The following is a 20,842-nucleotide window of genomic DNA, read 5'->3' as shown; positions in this document are numbered from 1 at the left end:
GAGTCGGCGACCGGGTCACGGGCCGAAGGCGCCGTGCCGTCCCTCGCCCGCGGTGAACCGGGCGGCGCCCGCGGCCATCTCGGTGAGCGAGACCTGGCCGTGGGCGAACTCGGCGGCCAGTGCCTCCGGTTCGGGCCGGCCCTCCTGCTCCAGCAGGGACAGCCGGTCCTCGCGCAGGCAGGTCTGCGGGAACGCGGCTATCTGCGCGGCCAGTTGCTCGGCCGCGGCGCGGGCGGTGCCGGTCTCGACCAGCCGGTCGGCCAGGCCGATGGCGTGCGCCTCGGCCGCGTCGACCGGACGCCCGGTGAGGACCAGGTCCATCGCCCGCCCGGCGCCGATCAACCGGGGCAGCCGTACGGTCCCGCCGTCGATCAGCGGCACTCCCCAGCGGCGGCAGAACACCCCGAACACGGCGTCCCGTTCGACCACCCGCAGGTCGCACCACAGGGCCAACTCCAGCCCGCCCGCGACCGCGTGGCCCGCGACGGCGGCGATCACCGGCTTGCCCAGCCGCATCCGGGTGGGGCCCATCGGGCCGTCGCCGTCGGGCGCGAGCCGGTTGCCGCGCTCGGTGCCGACCGCCTTGAGGTCGGCGCCCGCGCAGAACGTGCCGCCCTCGCCCCACAGCACCGCGACGGCGGCGTCCGGGTCGGCGTCGAACGCCCGGAACGCGTCCGCGAGCGCCTGCGCGGTGTCCCGGTCGACGGCGTTGCGCGCGTGCGGCCGGGACAGCACCACGGTGGTGACCGGACCGGAGCGCTCGGTGCGAACGGCCGGCCCTGGCGGCACGGGTGGCACGGGCCCTACGGGTGGTACGGGCGGCAAGGGCACGGCGCGGACTCCTCGTCTACGAGTGCGGGCTCGTTCGGCTGCGCGCGCTCGGCCGTCCCGCCCAGCCGTAACGGACAGTTGTGCTCGCTCAGTTGTGGTCGGCTCAGTTGTGCTCGGCTCAGTTGTGCTCGGACAGCAGCACGGCGACCGTGCCGGGTTCGAGCGCGCGGAAGACGTGTGGCACGTCACCGGGATAGCTGATGTAGTCGCCGGGGTACAGCTCGACCGGGTCGTCGGTGATGCCGACCATGGCACGGCCGGTGCTGAGCACCACGTGCTCGATCAGTCCGGGCATGTGCGGCTCGGACTCGCGGTCGCTGCCGGGCTGCGCGGAGACGACGTAGATGTCCCGGCGGGCGTGCGGCGGGCAGGACGCCAGGAGCGTGGCGACGTACGAGGAGTGCTCGGCGGTGAAGGTGGGGCCCTCGCCGGCGCGGATCACCTCGACCCGGGGGCGCGGCGGGTCGACCAGCTGGGCGAAGGGCACGTCGAGAGCCACGCTGAGCGCCCACAGCGTCTCCACGCTCGGGTTGCCGGTGGCGGATTCGAGCTGGGAGAGGGTGGACTTGGCGATGCCCGCACGGCGCGCGGCCTCGGCGAGGGAGAGTCCGGCGCGCCGCCGCTCCTGTTGCAGGGAGGCGGCGATGGCGGCGATCGGGGGGCCGCCGCGTGGTCTGTCCTCCGTCGGCATACCGGATGGCTCCAGATTCGTTCGATAAAAAAGTCATGTCGTTCGGCTTGACGAACGACAATCTACTATGTTCATTCTATACGGTGATCCGTTCGATTTGGCGAACCCCCGAGAAGGACCTGGCGGACCTGCTCCGCGACATCGCCCTGGTCTGCGTGGCCGACGCGCTCGTCGGAGTGTCCTTCGGCGCGATCGCGGTCGGGCTCGGCCTGCCGCTGTGGCTGCCGATGCTGATGTCGGTGGTGGTGTTCGCGGGCGCCGCGCAGTTCCTCTTCATCGGGATCGTGGGGGCCGGCGGCAATCCGGTGGCCGCGCTCGCGGCGGGCCTGCTGGTCAACGTGCGGCACGTCCCGTTCGGCTTCGCGGTCGGGGACGTGCTCACCGGCACCGGATGGCTGCGCCGGATCGCGGGCAGCCATGTGATGGTCGACGAGACGGTGGCGTTCACGCTCGCCCAGCGCACGCCGGCCCGCCGCCGTACGGCGTACTGGCTGTGCGGGGCCGGGCTGTTCACGGCCTGGAACCTCGGGGTGGTGGCCGGCGCGTTCGGCGGCCGGGCGGTCGGCGACACCGACGCCTTCGGGCTCGACGCGGCGTTCCCCGCGGTACTGCTCGCCCTGCTGCTCCCCTCCCTCGACCGGGCCGGCAACCGGCGGGCGGCGCTGGCCGGGGTGGCGGTCGCGCTCGTCACGACACCGTTCCTGCCCGCCGGGCTGCCGGTACTGCTCGCGCTCGCCGGCGTCGCGGCCGGGCTGCCGTACGACGCGAAGCCCGCCCCCGCGGCGGCCGAGGAGAAACCGGCCGTGAAACAGCCGAACGAGAAGCAGCCGAACGAGCAGAAGGCGGGCCGATGAACACCGGGCTCCTGATCGCCACGGCGGTCCTGGGCGCGGGCACCTTCGCGTTCCGCTTCGCCGGACCGGTGCTGCGCTCCCGGATCACCCTCTCGGCCCGGGTCGAGCAGTTCATGGCCACCGCCGTGGTCGTCCTGCTGGCCGCGCTCGTGGCCACGTCCGCGCTGACCGAGGGCCACGGTTTCTCCGGTACGGCGCGCACCGCCGGAGTGGCCGTCGGCGGGCTCTTCGCCTGGCGCCGCGCCCCGTTCGCGGTGGTGGTCCTGGCCGCGGCGGTCACGGCCGCGGTCCTGCGCCTGCTCGGCGCGAGTTGAGCACGGCCGAGCCGAACGCGACACGAGGCGAAGGCGGTACGAGCTGAGCGCGGCACGAGTGGAGCACAGCACGCGGCGAGCACGGCGCGAGCCGAACGCGGCCGGGGCGCGCGGGGTCAAAGCGTATGGCCGGTAGGGGAGGTGACAGAGGGACGACAGATCGTGTTACCTGTCATGTCTCCGTCGATTCATGGCCGACGGGCACCGTCTGGACGGAGCGACACCCCCACAGGAGGACACGTGACCGGTCGGTTGATCCGCCGAGCTTCCCTACGCATTCGCGCCGCGCTACTGGGCGTTCTGACGCTGTGCCTCGCCTTCACCGTCGCCGGCGCCGGAGGCGGCGCCGCGTCCGCCGCCGACACGGACTCGCTGCCGTTCTCCGGCAGCACCGGCTCCGGGCTGCACAACACCTACGACCCGGGCGCGTTCACGTACCTCGCGCAGTCCCTGGACACCGGGTCGTCGATGATCGAACTGGACGTCTGGGACGACTTCGTCACCCAGGAGTGGAAGGTCAGCCACTCCAACCCGCTGGGCAACAGCAACAACTGCGTGGACGCTTCCTCCCCCGCGGACCTGTACACCGGGGGCGCCAACAAGGACCTGGAGAGCTGCCTGGACGACGTGCGGGTGTGGCTGGGCGCCCACCCGGGCCACGGGCCGCTGATCATCAAGCTGGAGATGAAGGCCGGTTTCCAGAGCACGTTCGGGATGGGCCCGGCCAAACTGGACCAGTCGATCAGCGCGCACCTGGGCAACCTGGTCTACAAGCCGTCGGATCTGCTGGCCAAGCCGGGTGGCGGCCAGTACACGTCACTCGACGAGGCGGCCGGCGCGGGCAACTGGCCGACCCGTCAGCAACTCGCCGGCAAGGTGCTGCTGGAGGTGATCCCCGGCACCGTCGAGGAGTCCAACCCGACGGACACGCTGTGGACCGACCAGGAGTACGCCGACTACCTCCAGGGGCTGCAGAGCCAGGGCAAGCTGTCGCAGGCCAATGTCTTCCCCGCGGTGCACAACGCCCAGGCCGGCGACCCGCGTTCGCGCTACTCCGACGCCTCGATCCGCCCCTGGTTCGTGGTCTTCGACGGTGACGCCGCGACCTACCTGAACGGCAGCATCGACACGAGCTGGTACGACACCCACCACTACCTGCTCATCATGACCGACGCGCAGAACGTGCCGCCCACCCTCGACGACACCAACCCGACGTCCGCGGACGCGCAGGCCCGGGTCGCCCAACTGGCCAAGGCCCACGCGTCGATCGCGTCCAACGACTGGACCGGCCTCACCGACGTCCAGTCGACGGTGCTGCCGCGCGGCTGACCGTCAGGACTCCAACCGGCGCACGGACGAGGCGCGTTGGGAACCGCCCGGTGCACGCACAGCTCACGCGCCGGTCGGGCTGAGGTGGACGGCCGCGAGTTGCCAGCGGCCGTCCACCTCCACGATGGTCTGGGTGATACGGAACCGGGCGTCCGCGTCGCGCCCGTCGAAGACGCTCTGCTGGCCCTGGACACCCACCGCGACGGCGGTACGCCCGTACTGACGCAGCGTCACCTCGTCCCAGGTGAAGTCGTCGTGCACCAGGGCGCCCGACGCGTAGCGGTCGAGCCACTGCGCCTTGCCCAGCACGAAGCCGCGGGGGCCGACCGCGGTGAAGTCGTCGGTGAGCAGGGCGTCGAGGGCGGCCACGTCGCCCAGCCGCTCCGCCTCGGCCCAGCGGTGGCCGAAGTCGGCGAGCCCGCCGCGGCGTTCCGCCTCCGACTCCGGCTTCCGCTCCGGCTCCCGTACCTGCGGTGCCGCCGGCATCCCTGACGTCTCTGGCATTCTGGCCTCCGTTGCACGTGTGCCGCCCCCGCGGGGTCTCACCATGAAGACTCCCGCGGGCGGGGGTTCGTGACATCGGCCGGCGGTAGGCAACCGCGCTACTCCCGGCGGAACCACCGGGCACCGGCCTGCGTACTCCCGCAGGAGTAACGGCCGGAACGGGGCCGGGGCAACGGGCGCGCGGCCGTGGGACCCTCGCGCCGGGTTCCAGCGGGCGCGCGGGGCTCAGCGGGCGAGCGACTGGCCGTCGCCCATCACGATCACCGGGTGGTCGGCGGGCAGCAGGGTGCGCAGCAGCGTCACCATGTGGGGCGCGGCGACGCTGACGCAGCCGTGGGTGGGGCCGCCGTGGTCGACGTGCACCCAGATGCCGCCGCCCTTGCTCGAACCGAGCGGCTGGGTGCCGTCGAGCGGAGAGGTACCGGGGACGCGGTTGTAGTCGATCGCGATGACGTAGTCGAACGCCTCGTCCAGCGTCTCGCCGTCGAAGCCGACGCCGCCGGCGTGGAAGCTCGACGAGTGGTCGTAGGGGAGCTTGGTGCCCGGGTCGGCGTCGAAGCCGCCCGCGTCGTGCAGGGTGAACACGCCGATCGGGCTGTGCAGGTCGCCGGCGTGGTGGTCGGCGGTCCAGCCGTCCTTGGCGTTGTGTGCCGCCCAGGTCGCGCCGGGGTGCCAGTGGCCGTCGGACAGCCGGGACCACAGGGTGACCAGGGAGTTGGACGAGTCCTTGGCCCGGCCGGACGCCACCAGCACCTGCCGGCTGCTCGCCGGGATCTGCGCGCGGGTCTTGGGCCCGAGCCCGGGGATGGTGGACGGCATCGGGTCGGACGACGGCGAGGCACTCGACTTGGCGTGCGCGGGCGCGCCGGCGGCGGGGTGGCCGACGGCGGTGTCCCGGTTGTCGGCGGACTCGGTGCCGTAGTGATCGGTGGCCACGTAGCCGGCGCCGAGCAGGGCAAGGCCGACGGCCGTGACCGACACGGCGATCGCCACCCGCTTCGCGGTACGGCGCGGCCGCCGGTGCCGACGGGGGCCACGGTCGTCTTGGCTGGGACGCTGGGCAAGCGCGTCAGGAGGAGCGGCAGTCATCGGCACGATCCTCGCAAACCCGGAGTCGGAGTACATCATCCAACCCCCGCCAACGTCCGTTTCGCCCCACAAGTCACCTTCGTGGCGCACAGATGTGCGGACTTCGCGCGACCTTACTCCGGGTCACATCGGCGGCTCGCGCGGCCAGGTGGCGTCGCCAGGTCGGATCATCGGGTCAATTCACCGGAGCCGCCGCGGGTCCGCGACACCGGCCGGTCCACGTTGCCGAGCCACGTTGCCGGTCCGGCAACGTGGCTCCGCTCGACCGGCTCACGCCGACGGGGACGCGGGCGGCGAGGGCGGCGAGGGCGCCGCCCGTACGTACGCACGCACACACCCGGCAGCAGCCTCCCCCGCCGCACCCGCCGGGCGGTCAGGCCGAACGCAGCAGCGCGTCCGCCAGTTCGCGCGGGCGGCTGAGCGCGACCAGGTGGCCGCCGGGCAGCTCCTCGACGTCGATGCCGAGACGTTCGCGAGCCAGCCGGCGCTGGAACTCCAGCGGGAAGAAGCGGTCTCCGCGCCCTTGCAGGAAACGGGTCGGCACGTCCGGCCACGCGGCCAGCGGCCAGGGCTGCGCGAACACCCCGGGCGGCGGCCCGGCCGGCTCCCCGGCGAACGCCTCCTCGGTCAGCGCGTCCGGCACGTCATGGAAGAAGTCGGTGCGCGGGTCGAACTCGGCGTCGGTGCCGGTCCGGCCGAGCACCTCGGCGTACTGCTCGCGCGCCTCGGCCTGGCCGACGTTGCCCCACCACTCCCCCGCGCTCTCGCCGGGCGCCGGCACCATCGCGTTGACCAGCACCAGCCGGTCCACCGGCAGCGGCCCGCAGACCAGCGGCGCGGAGAAGCCGCCGAGCGACTGCCCCACGACCACCAGCGGCGTCTCCGGCCCGGCCGAGCCGTCGGGCACGGCGGCGTGCACGGCCGCGGTGATCGCCTCGGCGAAGTCGTCGAGGCTCGCGGTGTCGTGGGACGGCAGGTCGAGGGTGACCACCGCGTGGCCGCGCTCACTCAGCAGCGGCGCCACCAGGTGCCAGTACCAGGCGGTGCCGTCCGCACCGGGGACGAGTACGTACGTCGCCATCGATTCCTCTCCCGTGCTCCCACCGCGCGCGGCCGGTCGACCGCGAACGCCCCCGGGTCGGGCGTCGGCCGATCGGGTGCCGCCACGCTTCGAACCGGTGTCCGACCCGCGGCTCCCCACTGTGGATCAGCCAACGGGCCGGAGCAAGCACCGGCCTTCGCGGTGTGCCGCGCCGAACGGACCTGCCGCGGACGCCTATTGGATGGGTATGAGGTGGTGCTTTCCGCCCCGAACGGCCCAACTCGCGTGCCCCGCGCGCCGTTCAGCTCACCCCGAACGTGATCCGGTACCCCGCTTCCCCCTTGCTGGTGAACGTGCTCGTCGCGTCGTCGTCCACGTAGGAGTACGCGAACGGCTCGGCCTTCTTGAACAGCGCCGCGTAGTCCACCGGCCACCGGTCGGGCCGGCACCTGTCGCGCGGCGCCCACGCCCCGCGGCAGCAGTACTGGTCGGTGCCGAAGACGCCGCAGGGCGACTCGCAGCCCACGACCCGGCCGCCCGCCTTCACCCGGAGCGCGGCCGGGCAGTCGACCGGGTGGGGGCAGCCCGCGGCGGAGCACCCGGAGGCGCCGATCGGGTCCTTCGTGGAGCCGCCGACGAGGTTGATGAACATCGGCAGGTTGGAGCCGTCGACCAGGCTCACGTCGTAGAAGTCCAGACCGTCCCACGCGTTGAGGTCGAACTCCGCCAGCGAGGCGGGGATCGCGCCGTAGCCGGGGCACTGGAGGCGACCGTCGCAGTCGCCGGTCTCGCAGTGGCCGCGGCCGGCCGCGTCGAAGGAGCAGCCGGTGCGGCCCCAGAATCGGCCGTTCCAGTGGTCGGGCACGCGGACGGAGAGGCTACGGCCGGGCGGCAGCACCCAGCCGGTGGTGGCGAGCGCGGGCCGAGCGGTCTGCCGGCCCGCGCCGACCCACACGGTCTGCCGGACGTGGTTGACGAGGGTGAAGACGCGGGTGCCCGCGGTGGGGGCGAGAGCGGAAAGGGCGCCCGAGCCGCCCGACGGCGAGGACTTCGGCCGGGCGCCGCGCGGCGGCGCGGCGGGCGTCAGCCGCGCGGATGATGTCGGCTTCGACGGCGACGCGGTGGGCGGCGCCGTCGTCGGCACGGCTCCGGTCGGCGTCGAGGAGGTCGAGGAGGTCGAGGAGGCGGACGGACGCGGCGCGGCGGCCGTACGACCGTCCGCCGCCGAGGACTGCCGCCCGCCGCCGCCCGCCACGACGTACACCGCGACGCAGACGCCGACGACGGCGATCACCGCCGCCGACCACGCGGCGCCGTGCCGACGGCCACGCCTGCGCCTGCGCCCGCGCCCGCCTCTGCCCCTGCTTCCCATCGGCTTCCTCCCGCTTCACGCCTGCCGCGGCCGGTTCACTCAGGAGACGACGGGCGCGGACGGCGGATAACGGAAACCTCGGCGCGCGGGGGTGCGGGACGAGGGCGGAGGGCGCGGACGGCGTTCGGCGGAATCCGGGTGGGAAGGCGGCGGAGCGCGGGCGGGCGAAGGCCCGCGAGGCCCCGGCAGGCGCGGGACCTGCGGTCATCGACGGGGCCGCCGGATGGCAGGCCGAGCACGGCTGGGAGAATGCTGTGCACGGCACGGCGCCCGAGAGGGTGGCAGGGCCGGTACCCGCCGCATGTATACCTCATGTGTATAGTGCCTGCCGGACCCGCCCGAGCAGGTCCTCCATCACGATGAGGGGGAACTCCGACATGCGCACGACCACGGCGCGCCGAGCCCGCGCGCTGACCACGCTGCTGGCCGCCGCCACCATGGCCTTCACCCTCACCGGGTGCAACGGCTACGACAGCACGTCCCCGGCCGCCGCCCGCAAGCACATGGCGAAGAGCGGCCCCGCGGCGTTCGCGACCGACGCGAAGGGCACGGTGGACTGCCGCAAGGTCAAGTGCATCGCGATCACCTTCGACGCCGGGCCGAGCGTGCGCACGCCCCAGATACTGGGCATCCTCAGCAAGTACCACGTGCACGCGACCTTCTTCACGCTCGGCAAGAACCACGTGATGAAGCACCCGCAGATGGTCAGGGACATGGTCGCGCAGGGCCACGAGGTGGAGACCCTGACCTGGAGCCACCAGATCCTCACCAAGATCAGCTCGTCCGAGGTCCGCAAGGAGATCACCGAGGGCCGGGACGCGGTGCACAAGGTCGCCGGGGTGACGCCGACCCTGCTGCGCCCCCCGCAGGGCCGGACCAGCAACAAGGTCACCAAGATCGCCAAGGAACTCGGCATGTCGGAGGTGGTCTGGAACTCCAACGGAGCGGACTACAAGACCACCGACTCCAAGCTGATAGCTTCCCGGATACTCAAGTCGGCCAAGCCGGACGGGATAATCCTGCTGCACGACCTGGTCGACAAGACGAACAAGGGCTACAACGGCACCGTCGCGTCCATCGCCCCGATCATCTCCACGCTCCAGGCCCGCGGTTACACCTTCGTCACCGTCAAGCAGCTCCTCGCGCCGGGGACGCCGCAGGCGGGCAAGGTCTACAAGTGACCCGGTGATCCTGTGACCCGGCCGCCGTACGGCCCCGCCCGTGCGATCGACGTCCGTGCGATCGACGTCCGTGCGGCCGACCCGCGGCCGGCCGCCACCCGCCGTCAGCCGTAGACCGCGGCGAGCCAGCTCTCGGCATCGCGGGTGAGCGCGGCGGAGACGGCCTCGGAGCCGGCGCCGTGCTCCGCGCCCGGGGCGAAGTCGTGGATGGACAGGCCGACCGTCGCACCGAAGCGGTTGCGGCCGAAGACCCGGTACATCGCGTCCTGGGTGCGCAGCCCGATGAAGTACGGGTTGCGGTAGTCCAGGACCGCGGCGGCCGGAGCGGACGCGCCGGGCAACGTCACCGTCACGGTCTCCCCGACGGTCGCCCCGGGCGCCAGGCCCAGCGCGCGGGCCGCAGTGTCGAGCGCGTCGGGCGCACCGGCCGCGGCCGGACCGTCGGCGGTCGCGAAGACCGCCTGGCGGCCGGTGAAGTGCGTGACGTACTCGCGCAGGGTGTGCAGGTAGAAGTCGTTGTGCTTGTCCGCGCCGTCGTACTGGTTCGCCCAGTCGTCGACGAAGATGCCGCTGTGCACGTACCGCAGCCGGCAGCCGCCGCCCTCGAGCGGCTCGATCACGTGCTCGAGCTGGTTGAGGGTCTGCTGGGAGATCCCGGCCACGTCCTCGGTGCGCGCGGTGAGGCGGTGCGGCGGTTCCCACACGGTGACGGTGCCGCCGAAGGGGGCGGCGCCGCCTTCCTTCGGTTCGTACTCCATCGGCCACAGCCAGCCGGCGGTGCCGGTGGTGATCGCGTCCCACACCTCCTGCGGGCTCGCCGCGATCTCCAACTCCTTGACGATCTCGAACCGTTCAGACATCTTTGCCACTCTCACCCTTCTGCAGGGGCGTGCCGGCCGTGTAGACCACATGGTGCACACCCGATTCGAACATCCGTGACTCCGCCACCGTCAGCGGGATCACCGGCAGTCCCTCCTGGAACAGCCGTTTGCCGCGGCCGATGACCACGGGGTCGACCAGCAGGTCGAGTTCGTCCACCAGACCGCGGGCCAGCAGCCACCGCACGAGCGTGGCGCTGCCCATCACGCTGATCGCGGCGCCGTCACGCCGCTTCAACTCGGCGATCTCAGCGGCCAGTTCCTCCTCGTCACCGCCGCCGAGCAGGGTCGAGTTGTTCCACTCCACCGTGTCGAGGGTGCGGGACACGACGTACTTCGCGACGCCGTTCATGTGCTCCGCGCCGGGTGCGTCGGGCATCGCGGGCCAGGCCGCGGCGAAGCCCTCGTACGTCGTCCGGCCGAGCAACAGCGCGTCGGAGCGGGCCATCTGCGCGGCGACGGTACGAGCCATGTCGTCGTCGAAGTACGGCCCATGCCACTGGTCGGGGGCCTCCATCACGCCGTCGGCGGTCAGGAACTCGGTGACGATCAGCTTTCTCATCGCGACTCCTCAGGGGACTCGGGGCGCTCGGGGCGCTCGGGGCTTTCGGCCGGGGCGCTCGGGGCTTTCGGCCGGGGCGGCTGCCGGGATCTCGGCCACCGCGGCGCCCGCGCGGTCGCCCGCCGACGTGTCGGCCGGCTCGGGCACCGACTCGCCTGCCGGACGGGCCAGTTCGGCCAGCGTCTCGGGCTTGACGGTCGGATGGAGCGCGACCACGACGCGGTGCGGGCGGCCGCCCTCCGCGTCCGGGTCGTGGTACTTGGCCACCAGGGCGCTGACCCCGCGGGTCAACTCCTCCACGAACGCGGCACGTTCGGCCGCCGAGGCGAACCGCACCTCCGCGTCGAGCGCGTAGGTGGCCACCCGCTGCCGGGCCCGGCTCGCGCCGGTGATCAGCGCGCCCACGTCCCGCACCAGCCGCGCGGCCACCGCCAGCAGCCACCGCGCCGACAATTCGTCCCTGGCCCGGGCCGGGTCCGGCTGCACCGCGGCCAGCGCGCTCGGCGAGATCACGTACGAGGCCGCCGTCGCCCGCATCATCCGCTCGGTGACGTTGCCCTTCCTGCGTTCCCCCGCCAGCTCGACCAGCCCGTGCCGCTCCAGCGCCTTCAGGTGGTAGTTCACCTTCTGCCGCGGCAGGTCCACCCGCGCGGCCAGCATCGCCGCCGAGGCCGGCCCCTGCCCCAGCTCGGCCAGCAGCCGGGCCCGTATGGGGTCCAGCGAGGCGGCGGCCGCCGCCGCGTCCTCGATCACCGTCACGTCCAACATGTCCCCACCGTCTCACCGAAAACTTTTTTTGTCCAGCGCATTTTTGTTGTCGGTGAGTCGGGGGCCGAGGCGGGTGTACACGCGGGCCGGGCGAAGGCGGGGCACGGGGGTCGGCCGGACGCACGGGCCGGGCGAAGGCGGGGCGCGGGTCTGCCGGGCCGAGCAGAGGCCAGGACGTACGCGCGGGCCGGGGGGAGGCGGGGCGCGGGGGTCGGCCGGTCGGCGGCGTGATATCCAGTCGTCGGAAAGCTTCGCCGGGGGGGCGGCCGGGCGCGGCGACCGCACGAACGGAGGTGGCCGCGCATGGCGTGGTGGGAGAGGCTGCTGCGGGCGCGCCAACCCGAGGGGGCGACGTTCCTGCTGCGGCGACGGCACAGCGATCCCGGCATCGACCGGTCGTACGGCGACGCGCGGCTCGTCGCCATGCGGGCGGCGGCGCTCCAAGGCGGCGCCGAGCGGTGGCCGGACATCCGCGGCCATCTGGCGGCGGCCGAGGGCCAGGAGGATCTGACCTTCCTGGTCGAGGGGGTCCAGGACGTCGCCCAAGTCGAGCGGTGGATCGCCGAGGTGGTCGCCGCCGAACCCGACGACACACTGGCGCTGCTGGTCTCCGGCGCCCGCTACGTCGCGTCGGCCTGGCAGGCGCACAGCGGGTACGAACCCTCTTCCGTGTCGGAGGAGCAGCGGGAGGTGTCCCGGGAGCGGCTGCTGGTCGCCGAGACGCAACTGTCCGAGGTGGCCGAGCGCGAACCGTCGTGGGCGGTGCCCTGGTACTTCCTCCAGGTGAGCGGTCGTGGTCTGCGGGTCGGGCAGGAGGAAGCGGAGCGCCGGTTCGAGGCGACGTGCCACCGGTCGCCGGGCCATGTGGCCGCGCACCGGCAGCAGTTGCAGCAGTTGAGCGCGAGGTGGGGTGGCTCGCGGGACCGGATGCACGCCTTCGCGCGGCAGGCCGGGCTCACCGCGCCCGACGGCAGCGGGCTGGGTCAACTCGTCGCGCAGGCCCACCTGGAGGACTGGCAGAAGGCCGGCGGCGATCCGGACTCCACCCTGCTGCGGGCCCCGGAGGTGGTACGCGCCCTGCACGAGGCGGGCGCGCGCTCGGTGCACCATCCGGCGTTCGTCCGGCGCCGGGACTGGGCGGTCGGCGTCAACACCTTCGCGCTGGCGTTCGCGCTGGCAGGTGAGAACGAAGCGGCCCGGGCCATGTTCCGGATGGTGCGCAAACTGCCCACCGAGATGCCCTGGCGGTATCTCGACGAGCGCTCACCCGTCGCGCCCTTCCTCGCCTGGCGCGCCCGCGTCGGCGCCTGACCGGCCGCAGGCCCGTCGGGCGCGCACGCCATCGTCGGTGGTCCGTTGACCGCGGCTGTTCCCGCGCGGGTTCGTGGACCCGTCGCGCCGCGCTCAGGCCGCCGGTCCCGGGACGCCCGATGCCTCGCCGGGGACGGTCGGCGCCGGGCCGTACTCCCGCATCGCCCACTCCACGACCGCCTCCAGGTGGGCGTGGTGCGCCCCTTTCCAGTAGACGCGTTCGCAGGCGGTGCAGCGGGCGAAGACGTCGTAGGACTTCTGGGTGCCGTCGCGCAGCCGGTCGCGGACGGTGTCCTTGTCCGCGGCGGCGAGGGTGCCGTTGCAGGCCACGCACCGGGTCCAGGGCGCCAGGGGCGGCGCGAACCGGCCGAGCACGTCGCGGAGTTGCTCCTCCGGGCGGTCACTGTAGACGTACCCGCCGGCGAAGATCTCCCGGCGGCGCAGCAGTCCCCGGTCCCGGGAGAGCATCACGCGCCGCTCCTGCGCGGACCGGCGGGCGAGCGCGGGGTCGCCGATGTCCTCGTTCTCGTACGCGGTGTCGACGCCGAGCAGCCGCAACCGCCGTGCCAGCGTGCCCAGATGGACATCGAGGAGGAACCTCGGCGGCGGGTCGGGGATCTGCTGCGGCCGCCGCACCGCCTCGACGGCGACCTCCTCGCCCGCCACGGGCACGTGCCCGACGGACACCTCCCGGCCGTCCACCCGCAACCGGCCCACCTCGGTGAGCGGGATGCCGAGGGACTCCACCACGTGCCCGAGCGAGGACGCCCCGTCCGTCGCCACGTCGGCGACCGCCCCGCGTCGCTCGGCCGCCACGAACACGTGCAGTTCAGGGGCGATGCGCACGCTGATCCGCGGCAGGCCCTCGGTGTTTCGCCTCACCCCCTCAGCATCCCACCGCCGCGCTCCCGCCTGCCACGGCTTTCCGCCCCGCCGCCGGGTGCCGGTATCCAGCAGGGGACCTTTTCGGGGCTGTCGGTGGGTCCGCTTACGATGACCGGATGGAGATCAGGAAGACGCGCTTCGACCACCCGGACGCGATACGGCTGAACGACCTGGTGCAGTTGGAGTACGCGGAGCGGTACGGCGATGGGGACCTGACCCACATGGCCGCGGACCACTTCGACCCGCCGCAGGGCCTCTACCTGCTGGGGTACGACGCCGACGGGAAGCCGGTGGCCAGCGGCGGCTGGCGGGCGCAGGACGCCTCGCCGGAGGGCTTCGAGGACGGCGACGCGGAGATCAAGCGGATGTTCGTGGTGCGGGAGGCCCGCGGCCGCGGCTACGCCCGGGCGATACTGGCCGAGCTGGAGGCCACGGCCGCGGCGGCCGGCCGCAGCCGGATGGTGCTGGAGACCGGGCAGAAGCAGCCCGAGGCGATCGCGCTGTACGAGTCGTGCGGGTACCTGCCGGTGGCCAAGTTCGGCTTCTACCGGTACGTGGCGCTGAGCGTGCACCTGGGCAAGCCGCTCACCGCCTGACGCCCGGGGCCGTCGCTGGGGCCATGTGCCGTTGCCGTCGCCGTTGCCGTTGCCGGGGCATCTTCCGGCGCGCGGTCCGCTCGCCTCGTGCTGCGCGCTCGCCTCATGCCGCGCGGCACCCGCTCACCTCGTGGCGCGCCGCGCGCGCCGCCGGCCGCTCCACCGCCACAGCAGCGTGCACACGCCGCCCACCACGAACGTGATCAGCAGCGCCAGCCACAGCGGCATCTTCACCTCGGGCACGATCAGCCGGATCTTCACCCGCTGGGTGTTCTCGAAGATGAACACGAGAGCCAGCGCGCACAGCGCCAGAGCGGCGATCCGGCGCGGCGTCAGCATCTCCCGCACGCGGCCGCCGCCGGGCTTGGCGGCCTTGTCGGTACTCATCGCGCCCACCTGCTTCCGCTCCGCGGTCGCCCCCTGTCCCCATGGTCGCCGCAGTGACGGCCGCGGGGGCCGCGGGGCGAGCCGAACGGGTGATCGCGGCCCCGCCGTCAGGCCCCCGCTCGACGTCACGAACGCAGTTCCTCGTACACCGCCATCACGCTGCGGGCCTGCTGCTCCACCTGGTCGTCGACCGGCACCCAGCGCGGCCGGTAGGCGGCCTCGTACGCCTCGCACCAGGAGTCGACCAGACGGGTCACGGCGGGCAGCGCGGCGATCCGGCGCAGCATCGCGGCGGCGCGCAGCGGGATGCGCTGTGCGTAGACCTGAATGCTGGTGACGCGCGCGGTGGTCATCTCCGGCAGCGGGCCCGCGCCCGCGGGACGGACCGCCGGGTCCCATTCCGCGCTCAACTGGGGCCCTATGCCGACGAGTTCGCGTACGGTGCGGAGCATCGGGCCGTCGGCGCCGATCGTTCGGGGGTCGATACGCGCCAGCATCCTCGCCACGGTGGGCAGATCGCGGCGCAGCGCGGCCCCGGCGGTGCGCAGGGCGCGGTCGGCGTCAGGATGCGGGGTGGTGTCGGCGGCGCGGTCGCAGGCCCACATCGGCACCTCGACGATGGCGGTCACCCCGTCGTACCGCTCGGCGTGCGCCCAGGTGGAGTGGGCGCCGTCGCCGGCGGCGGGGTCGGACGCGGGCGGCATGACGTAGACCCCGGGGCCGGGGCTCGGCCACTGGAAGGCGTCGGAGGAGCCGCTCTCCAGCGGGATGTCGAGTTCGGCCGCGGACTTGCCGATCCGCTCGGCCACGCCGGGCACATCCCGGGTGAGCTGCACGAAGCTGCCGCCGACGTCGATGCCGTGCAGCGAGCACTGCAGCACCGGTCGCAGCCGGTCGAGGAGTCCGACCAGGGTGCGGGTCTCGGGCAGCGCCGCGGAGCGGACGGTGCCGTCGTGCGGCAGCCACTCGGGCTGCTCGGCGGCGCACGGCCGGAAGAAGTGCTCGTAGTGCCGGCGCAGCGTGTAAGGCCCGGGCAACCAGGGCTCGTTGAGCGCCGCGCCGTCGGGGTCGATGCACAGCAGGAAGTGCCAGGTGCTGCCGTCGCCCGCGCCGGACCTGCACGTCTCGGCGATCCGCTCGGCCAGCCGCAGGACGGTGGCGCCGCCCACCGCGGCCTCGTTGGCGTGTGGTCCGGCCACCACCAGGACGTTGCGCGGCCCTTGACCCACCGTCAGCATCAGCAGCGGACGGCCGGCTCGCGATCTGCCGACCTCCCCCAGCCGGCACAGCCCGCGGTATCTCAAAGTGAGTCGACGAGCACCATGAGTGACGTCGGCTGTCGTCGGATATTGCTCTCCCGTCACCGCAACCCCCTGCCGCGGACCCCCGAGCCCGCACCCCGCATGACGACTTCGAGTTCGGTTCCGTCAGTAGGTCACGCCCCGCGCAGAGGTGTCAACGGTGCTACCGACACCGTTCCCGAGCTGTGCTGCGTGCGCCGCCACCGCACGCGTCACGGCGCCGGGCCGACGGGCCGCGGTCCGGCGCGCGCCCCGGCGCGGCGGCGGGCGCGCCGGCGGATGCGGGAGGTCGGCGCGGGCGCCCGGCCGCGACCGCGCCACGCGCCTCGGCCGCGGACAAGGCACAGCTCAGCAGCGGTGCGTCACGATGTCCCGCCGGCACACCACCGGGTCCCTCGCCCGCGCGGCCCGGCGCCGGCGACCGCATCGGAAGCACCCACCGTGGCCCCCTTCGGGCCACCGCGGACACCCGCGCCCGCCCCCCTGACACGGTCGACCGGGCCCCCGGACCTTCCCGACCGTGACCGGACGAGATACGGCAGATACGCCGGTCCGACGACGGCGACCGCCGCAGGCACGATACGCAGCAGACCGGGAACCGGAACGGGAGGGAACGCATCAGGCGGTGGCGGGCCGGGCACGGTTCGTCCCCGAAACCCGCGGCCGGACCGGGATGCCGGACCGGAGCCGTACCAGGCGGACCGAGACCGTACCGGAAGGACCAGGAACGGACCGGAGTGGATCGGAACCGTACCGGACGGCCGTCGGTGGCCCCGGGCGGACGCGGGGCCGCCGGGGCGCCGTGGCTTCAGGCCGGTTCGGCCGATCTGGCGGCGGGGAGTGGCGAGTTGAGGAGAGCGGCGAAGCGGCGCCCGGAGGCGGACCACTCCTCCGCGACCTGCCAGCCGGCGGCGCGGGCGGCGGCGCGCAGGGCGCCGGGGCCGAGCCGGGCCCACGGGAAGTCGACGCCGTGCCGGCCGCGGCCGTCCTCGACGCGTACGGTCAGCCGCTCGTCGACCTCGTGCGGCGCGGCCTCGGCGAGCAGGCGGCCTCCCGGGGCGAGCACCCCGCGCACCCGGCGGAGGAGGGCCACCGGGTCGCCTCCGATGCCGATGTTGCCGTCGGCGAGCAGCGCGGTGTCCCAACGGCCCTCCGCCGGCAGCCGGTCGAAGACGGAACGGCGCAGCACCGCTCCCCCGGCGCCCCTGGTGCGTTCGACGGCCACCGGGTTCACGTCCAGCCCCAGCACCGGCATACCGCGGCGGGCCGCGCCCGCGACCAGGCGCCCCGGGCCGCAGCCGATGTCGAGGACCGGGCCGCGGCAGCGTGCCAGCAGCGTGCGGTCGGCCTCGTCCGGCGGCGCGCACCAGCGTTCGACCTCCAACGGCAGCAGCCAGCCGTCCGCCCGCCGCAGGAACAGCGGACCGCGTCCCTGCGCCAGCGCCCGGGCGTACGGGTCTCCGCCCCATGTGGGCGCGGGCGCCGGCGGCGCGGCGGTGCGGCTCATCGCGGGTCTCCCGTGCGGGAGTCGGCCGAGGCCGCGGTGGCCGCGGTGGCTGCGGCCGGTGCGGCGGGTGGCGTGCCGGGGGCGGCCGGGCGCGTGGCCGGCACGACGGGGGCGACAGGGGCGACGGTCAGGGCCGGCGCAGCGGGCTCCTGGAGCACGGCGGACATGTCCCGGACCGCGTGCCAGGTGCCGCGCCAGGTACCGGTGACCTTGGAGCGGCCCGACCGCGGGGTGTACGGCACGTCGGTCTCGGTGATCCGCCAGCCCGCGTCGGCCGCCCGTACGACCATCTGGAGCGGGTAGCCGCTGCGGCGGTCGGTGAGTTCCAGGTCGAGCAGCGCAGAGCGGCGGGCCACGCGCATCGGCCCGAGGTCGTGCAGGCGCAGCCCGGTGCGGCGCCGGACCAGCCGGGCGAGCTGGAGGTTGGCCAGGCGGGCGTGCGGCGGCCAGGCGCGCGGCGAGGTGGGCCGGCGGCGCCCGAGCACCAGGTCCGCGCTCCCGGCCAGCACCGGCGCGGCCAGTTCCGGCAGCAGCGCCGGGTCGAGGGAACCGTCGCAGTCGCAGAAGCAGACGAGTCCGGCGGTGGCCGCGCGCAGCCCGGCGTCGCAGGCGGAGCCGAACCCGCGCACCGGCTCGCGTACGACGAGGGCCCCCAGTTCCCCGGCGATCCGCGCGGAGCCGTCGGTGGAGCCGTTGTCGACCACGATCGCCCGCCAGCCGGGCGGGATACGGCCCAGGACCCAGGGCAGGGCGGCGGCCTCATCGAGGCACGGCAGGACGATGTCGGCGGCGGGCGCTGGCTTGGTCACCCGCTTCACCCTAGGGACGCCGAACGGACATACCGGATGCGCGGTCCTTACGAAACGCGGACGGCGGGGCCCTGCGGGCGCCCGGCCGTGGTCACTGTCAGTGGTGGGTGCCAGACTCGGGAGCATGAGCAGCGCACCCGTATCCGTATCGCCGACGCCGCCGCGTGACACGCGGCGGCGGGTCCTGGTCGTGGACGACGACCCGACCGTCGCGGAGGTCGTCGCGAGCTATCTGGACCGGGCCGGGTTCGCGGTCGAGCGGGTCGCGGACGGTCCGTCGGCGGTGGCGCGGGCGGCGGCGATCCGGCCGGATCTGGTGGTGCTCGATCTGATGCTGCCGGGCATGGACGGGCTGGAGGTGTGCCGGCGGCTGCGCGAGCCGGGGCCGCTGCCGGTGGTGATGCTCACCGCGCGTGGCGACGAGGACGACCGCATCCTCGGCCTGGAGGTCGGCGCGGACGACTATGTGACGAAGCCGTTCAGCCCCCGCGAGCTGGTGCTGCGGGTGGAGTCGGTGCTGCGGCGGGCGGGCAGCCCGCCCGCGGCCGGCCCCTGGCTGCGGGCCGGGTCACTCGCGTTGGACCCCGCGGCCCGGCGCGCGCTGCGGCAGGGCGAGGAACTGGCGCTGACCATACGCGAGTTCGACCTGCTCGCCTTCTTCCTGCGGCACCCCGGCCGCGTGCTGGGCCGCGAGGAGCTGATGCGGCGGGTGTGGGGCTGGGAGTTCGGCGACCTGTCCACGGTCACCGTGCATGTCCGGCGGCTGCGCGAGAAGGTCGAGGACGACCCGGCCCGGCCCCGGCTGATCAGCACGGTGTGGGGGGTGGGCTACCGCTTCGACCCGGCCGACGTCGGTGCCGCCGCCGACGGCACGGACCCGGCCGCGGATACGGACGAGGGCGCGGGTGCGCACCTGGCGGTCGAGGGGGGCGCGGGGCCGGGCGGGCGACCACGGGCGGACGTGGGGCGGAACCCGGGGCCGGCCTCGGGCGCGGGGCCGGCGCCGGACGGGACCGCAAGCCCCCCGAGTGAGGTGCGCGATGCGTGACGTCCTGCTGATCGCCGCCTACGCGGCGATGGGCGCCGCGGCGGCCGGGCTGCTGGGCGCGCTGGCGCTGCGGCTGCTGCGGAACCGCTCGGTCGCGCTGTCACTCGCCGTGGTCGCCGCGGTGACCGTCGCCGCGATGCTCGCGGGCACCTTGTCGGTGGCGTGGGCGATGTTCCTGTCCGAGCACGACCTCGGAGTGGTGACCACGGTGTGCGCCATAGCGGCGGTGGTCTCGCTCGCGGTCGCCCTGATCCTGGGGCGACGGGTGGTGGCGGGCAGCCGGGCGCTGACCGAGGCGGCCCGCGCCTTCGGCGACGGCGGCCCCTTCGCCGCCCCCGCCCAGGCGCCCACGTCCGAACTGGCCGATCTGGGGCGGGAGTTGGCTGCCACCAGCGCCAAGCTGGCGGCTTCCCGGGAGCGGGAGCGCGCCCTGGAGGCGTCCCGGCGCGAGCTGGTCGCGTGGATCTCGCACGACCTGCGCACCCCGCTGGCCGGGCTGCGGGCGATGACCGAGGCCCTGGAGGACGGCATAGCGGAGGACCCCGCGCGTTACCACCGGCAGATCCGCGCCGAGGTGGACCGGCTCAGCGGCATGGTCGGCGATCTCTTCGAACTCTCCCGCATCCAGGCCGGGGTGCTCGCGCTGACGCCCGCCCGCATGTCGGTGTACGACCTGGTGGGCGACGCGATCGCCGGCGCCAACCCGCTCGCCGCCGAGCACGGCGTACGGCTGGTCGGCGACCGGGTGGAGCAGGTGCCGATCGAGGTGGACGGCCGGGAGATGACCAGGGTGCTGGCGAACCTCCTGGCCAACGCGATCCACCGCACCCCCGCCGACGGCACCGTGGCGGTCTCGGCCCGGCACGACTCGGCCTCGCACTCGGTGGTGCTGTCCGTCACCGACGGCTGCGGCGGCATCCCGGCGGACGACCTGCCGCGGGTCTTCGACACCGGCTGGCGCGGCACCGGCGCGCGCACCCCTCCGGCCGGCGCCGGCCTCGGACTGGCCATCGTGCGCGGCATCGTGGAGGCCCACCACGGCCGCGCCTCGGTGCACAACGTGCCCGGCGGCTGCCGCTTCGAGGTCCTGCTCCCGGCAGCGGGATGACCCGAGCCCGCCCGGCCGATGACCGTCCCCGGTCCTCCACCGCCGGCCGTGACCACCGCCGCCCGTCACCGTTACCGCCCATGACCGCTGCCGCGCGGTCCGCGCCCAGAGCGACGGCCTTGCCGTGAGCGCGGCCGGCCCGTGATCCTGGTGCGGTGCCCGGTCAGCGGAAGCGGAGACGTCAGCGGCTCGACGCGAGCCGTCGGGCCGCCGCTCACACGGCCGCCGGCACGGGCCGCTGGGACGTGGTCTTCGAGACTCAGGACGAGCGGGAGTGGCGCGCCCGGCTGCCCGAACTGCTCGCCGGGGACGAGCCGATCGACCCCGCCATGGCCCGGATCGACACGCTCTGTGGTCGGCCGGCCCGGCCGACCACCTACCGGTTGAGCGTCTTCGTGCCCGACCCCGCCGTTGGCGGGCCTCCTACCGACCCGGCTCGCTGATCCCGAACGGCCCTTGGCCACGTCGGTCGTTC

The 20,842-nt window shown here is 74.1% G+C and carries 23 protein-coding genes; 9 read left to right on the top strand and 14 right to left on the bottom strand.

The window, feature by feature from the left end; translation table 11 throughout:
* Positions 1-15: 15 nt before the first annotated feature.
* Positions 16-789 (bottom strand): crotonase/enoyl-CoA hydratase family protein, encoded by a 774-nt coding sequence (locus tag OG370_RS34025; protein ID WP_328471078.1) that lies wholly within the window; start codon positions 787-789, stop codon positions 16-18.
* Positions 790-949: 160 nt separating this feature from the next.
* Complete coding sequence (locus OG370_RS34020) at positions 950-1,522, bottom strand: helix-turn-helix domain-containing protein (protein ID WP_328471076.1); 573 nt, start codon at positions 1,520-1,522, stop codon at positions 950-952.
* 83 nt (positions 1,523-1,605) lie between these two features.
* Between OG370_RS34020 and OG370_RS34015 the strand changes: the two genes are divergently transcribed.
* From OG370_RS34015 to OG370_RS34005, 3 genes are all read left to right on the top strand, one after another.
* A complete protein-coding gene (locus OG370_RS34015) occupies positions 1,606-2,376 on the top strand; it encodes an AzlC family ABC transporter permease (protein ID WP_443060797.1) in 771 nt (256 codons plus the stop codon).
* A complete protein-coding gene (locus tag OG370_RS34010) occupies positions 2,373-2,690 on the top strand; it encodes an AzlD domain-containing protein (RefSeq protein ID WP_328471074.1) in 318 nt (105 codons plus the stop codon). Before OG370_RS34015 ends, OG370_RS34010 begins: the two co-directional genes overlap by 4 nt.
* Positions 2,691-2,930: 240 nt before the next feature.
* Complete coding sequence (locus tag OG370_RS34005; RefSeq protein ID WP_328471073.1) at positions 2,931-4,019, top strand: phosphatidylinositol-specific phospholipase C domain-containing protein; 1,089 nt, start codon at positions 2,931-2,933, stop codon at positions 4,017-4,019.
* Between the two features lie 63 nt (positions 4,020-4,082).
* On the opposite strand, the gene OG370_RS34000 is transcribed toward OG370_RS34005, so the two are convergent.
* From OG370_RS34000 to OG370_RS33985, 4 genes are all read right to left on the bottom strand, one after another.
* Positions 4,083-4,523, bottom strand: a complete 441-nt coding sequence (locus OG370_RS34000; protein ID WP_328471071.1) for a nuclear transport factor 2 family protein — start codon at positions 4,521-4,523, stop codon at positions 4,083-4,085.
* A gap of 225 nt (positions 4,524-4,748) precedes the next feature.
* Entirely contained in the window at positions 4,749-5,516 is a 768-nt protein-coding gene (locus OG370_RS33995; RefSeq protein ID WP_328471069.1) for a L,D-transpeptidase family protein, read from the bottom strand.
* A 469-nt stretch (positions 5,517-5,985) separates the two neighbouring features.
* Positions 5,986-6,693, bottom strand: a complete 708-nt coding sequence (locus tag OG370_RS33990; RefSeq protein ID WP_328471067.1) for an alpha/beta fold hydrolase — start codon at positions 6,691-6,693, stop codon at positions 5,986-5,988.
* Between the two features lie 262 nt (positions 6,694-6,955).
* Positions 6,956-7,948, bottom strand: coding sequence for a thaumatin family protein (locus OG370_RS33985; RefSeq protein WP_328471065.1), 993 nt, complete (start codon positions 7,946-7,948; stop codon positions 6,956-6,958).
* A gap of 455 nt (positions 7,949-8,403) precedes the next feature.
* On the opposite strand from OG370_RS33985, the gene OG370_RS33980 reads away from it, so the two are divergent.
* Entirely contained in the window at positions 8,404-9,207 is an 804-nt protein-coding gene (locus tag OG370_RS33980) for a polysaccharide deacetylase family protein (protein ID WP_328471063.1), read from the top strand.
* Positions 9,208-9,311: 104 nt separating this feature from the next.
* Here OG370_RS33980 and OG370_RS33975 read toward each other — a convergent pair whose 3' ends face one another.
* Genes OG370_RS33975 through OG370_RS33965 form a run of 3 tightly spaced genes read right to left on the bottom strand, consistent with a single transcriptional unit; the run spans position 9,312 to position 11,415 of the window.
* A complete protein-coding gene (locus tag OG370_RS33975; RefSeq protein ID WP_328471061.1) occupies positions 9,312-10,067 on the bottom strand; it encodes an SRPBCC family protein in 756 nt (251 codons plus the stop codon).
* Entirely contained in the window at positions 10,060-10,647 is a 588-nt protein-coding gene (locus OG370_RS33970) for a dihydrofolate reductase family protein (RefSeq protein WP_328471059.1), read from the bottom strand. The genes OG370_RS33975 and OG370_RS33970 overlap by 8 nt, the downstream gene beginning before the upstream one ends.
* A 9-nt stretch (positions 10,648-10,656) precedes the next feature.
* The gene (locus OG370_RS33965) at positions 10,657-11,415 is read right to left on the bottom strand and encodes an ArsR/SmtB family transcription factor (RefSeq protein WP_328471057.1); all 759 of its coding nucleotides are present in this window, start codon (positions 11,413-11,415) and stop codon (positions 10,657-10,659) included.
* A 303-nt stretch (positions 11,416-11,718) separates the two neighbouring features.
* Here OG370_RS33965 and OG370_RS33960 point away from each other — a divergent pair, with 303 nt between their 5' ends.
* Entirely contained in the window at positions 11,719-12,726 is a 1,008-nt protein-coding gene (locus OG370_RS33960; RefSeq protein ID WP_328471055.1) for a hypothetical protein, read from the top strand.
* 93 nt (positions 12,727-12,819) lie between these two features.
* On the opposite strand, the gene OG370_RS33955 is transcribed toward OG370_RS33960, so the two are convergent.
* Positions 12,820-13,608, bottom strand: a complete 789-nt coding sequence (locus OG370_RS33955) for a Mut7-C RNAse domain-containing protein (RefSeq protein ID WP_328471053.1) — start codon at positions 13,606-13,608, stop codon at positions 12,820-12,822.
* Between the two features lie 119 nt (positions 13,609-13,727).
* Here OG370_RS33955 and OG370_RS33950 point away from each other — a divergent pair, with 119 nt between their 5' ends.
* Entirely contained in the window at positions 13,728-14,207 is a 480-nt protein-coding gene (locus OG370_RS33950; protein WP_328471051.1) for a GNAT family N-acetyltransferase, read from the top strand.
* A 123-nt stretch (positions 14,208-14,330) separates the two neighbouring features.
* Here OG370_RS33950 and OG370_RS33945 read toward each other — a convergent pair whose 3' ends face one another.
* From OG370_RS33945 to OG370_RS33930, 4 genes are all read right to left on the bottom strand, one after another.
* Entirely contained in the window at positions 14,331-14,594 is a 264-nt protein-coding gene (locus OG370_RS33945; protein ID WP_328471049.1) for a LapA family protein, read from the bottom strand.
* Between the two features lie 125 nt (positions 14,595-14,719).
* Complete coding sequence (locus OG370_RS33940) at positions 14,720-15,958, bottom strand: M14 family zinc carboxypeptidase (protein ID WP_328471047.1); 1,239 nt, start codon at positions 15,956-15,958, stop codon at positions 14,720-14,722.
* A 745-nt stretch (positions 15,959-16,703) separates the two neighbouring features.
* Entirely contained in the window at positions 16,704-17,402 is a 699-nt protein-coding gene (locus OG370_RS33935) for a class I SAM-dependent methyltransferase (protein WP_328471045.1), read from the bottom strand.
* Entirely contained in the window at positions 17,399-18,211 is an 813-nt protein-coding gene (locus OG370_RS33930) for a glycosyltransferase family 2 protein (RefSeq protein WP_328471043.1), read from the bottom strand. The genes OG370_RS33935 and OG370_RS33930 overlap by 4 nt, the downstream gene beginning before the upstream one ends.
* A gap of 124 nt (positions 18,212-18,335) precedes the next feature.
* Between OG370_RS33930 and OG370_RS33925 the strand changes: the two genes are divergently transcribed.
* The 3 genes from OG370_RS33925 (at position 18,336) to OG370_RS33915 (ending at position 20,810) form a co-directional block, all read left to right on the top strand.
* Positions 18,336-19,259 carry a response regulator transcription factor gene (locus tag OG370_RS33925; protein ID WP_328471041.1) on the top strand — a complete coding sequence of 308 codons (924 nt, stop codon included), beginning with the start codon at positions 18,336-18,338 and terminating at the stop codon, positions 19,257-19,259.
* Positions 19,252-20,367: a sensor histidine kinase gene (locus OG370_RS33920; RefSeq protein ID WP_328471039.1), complete on the top strand. Its 1,116-nt coding sequence runs from the start codon at positions 19,252-19,254 to the stop codon at positions 20,365-20,367. Before OG370_RS33925 ends, OG370_RS33920 begins: the two co-directional genes overlap by 8 nt.
* Before the next feature lie 155 nt (positions 20,368-20,522).
* Positions 20,523-20,810, top strand: coding sequence for a hypothetical protein (locus OG370_RS33915; RefSeq protein ID WP_328471037.1), 288 nt, complete (start codon positions 20,523-20,525; stop codon positions 20,808-20,810).
* Positions 20,811-20,842: the final 32 nt, after the last annotated feature.

The sequence above is a fragment of the Streptomyces sp. NBC_00448 genome (assembly GCF_036014115.1).
GTDB lineage: Bacteria > Actinomycetota > Actinomycetes > Streptomycetales > Streptomycetaceae > Actinacidiphila.
Note: the sequence above shows the minus strand (reverse complement) of the source record. Positions and strands in the feature narration are given on the sequence as shown.

Excerpts from the sequence above, each read along its gene's own strand:
- OG370_RS34020 (WP_328471076.1), bottom strand. The coding sequence starts at position 1,522 with ATGCCGACGGAGGACAGACCACGCGGCGGCCCCCCGATCGCCGCCATC.
- OG370_RS34010 (WP_328471074.1), top strand. The coding sequence starts at position 2,373 with ATGAACACCGGGCTCCTGATCGCCACGGCGGTCCTGGGCGCGGGCACC.
- OG370_RS34000 (WP_328471071.1), bottom strand. The coding sequence starts at position 4,523 with ATGCCAGAGACGTCAGGGATGCCGGCGGCACCGCAGGTACGGGAGCCG.
- OG370_RS33990 (WP_328471067.1), bottom strand. The coding sequence starts at position 6,693 with ATGGCGACGTACGTACTCGTCCCCGGTGCGGACGGCACCGCCTGGTAC.
- OG370_RS33980 (WP_328471063.1), top strand. The coding sequence starts at position 8,404 with ATGCGCACGACCACGGCGCGCCGAGCCCGCGCGCTGACCACGCTGCTG.
- OG370_RS33975 (WP_328471061.1), bottom strand. The coding sequence starts at position 10,067 with ATGTCTGAACGGTTCGAGATCGTCAAGGAGTTGGAGATCGCGGCGAGC.
- OG370_RS33970 (WP_328471059.1), bottom strand. The coding sequence starts at position 10,647 with ATGAGAAAGCTGATCGTCACCGAGTTCCTGACCGCCGACGGCGTGATG.
- OG370_RS33965 (WP_328471057.1), bottom strand. The coding sequence starts at position 11,415 with ATGTTGGACGTGACGGTGATCGAGGACGCGGCGGCGGCCGCCGCCTCG.
- OG370_RS33960 (WP_328471055.1), top strand. The coding sequence starts at position 11,719 with ATGGCGTGGTGGGAGAGGCTGCTGCGGGCGCGCCAACCCGAGGGGGCG.
- OG370_RS33950 (WP_328471051.1), top strand. The coding sequence starts at position 13,728 with ATGGAGATCAGGAAGACGCGCTTCGACCACCCGGACGCGATACGGCTG.
- OG370_RS33945 (WP_328471049.1), bottom strand. The coding sequence starts at position 14,594 with ATGAGTACCGACAAGGCCGCCAAGCCCGGCGGCGGCCGCGTGCGGGAG.
- OG370_RS33935 (WP_328471045.1), bottom strand. The coding sequence starts at position 17,402 with ATGAGCCGCACCGCCGCGCCGCCGGCGCCCGCGCCCACATGGGGCGGA.
- OG370_RS33925 (WP_328471041.1), top strand. The coding sequence starts at position 18,336 with ATGAGCAGCGCACCCGTATCCGTATCGCCGACGCCGCCGCGTGACACG.
- OG370_RS33920 (WP_328471039.1), top strand. The coding sequence starts at position 19,252 with ATGCGTGACGTCCTGCTGATCGCCGCCTACGCGGCGATGGGCGCCGCG.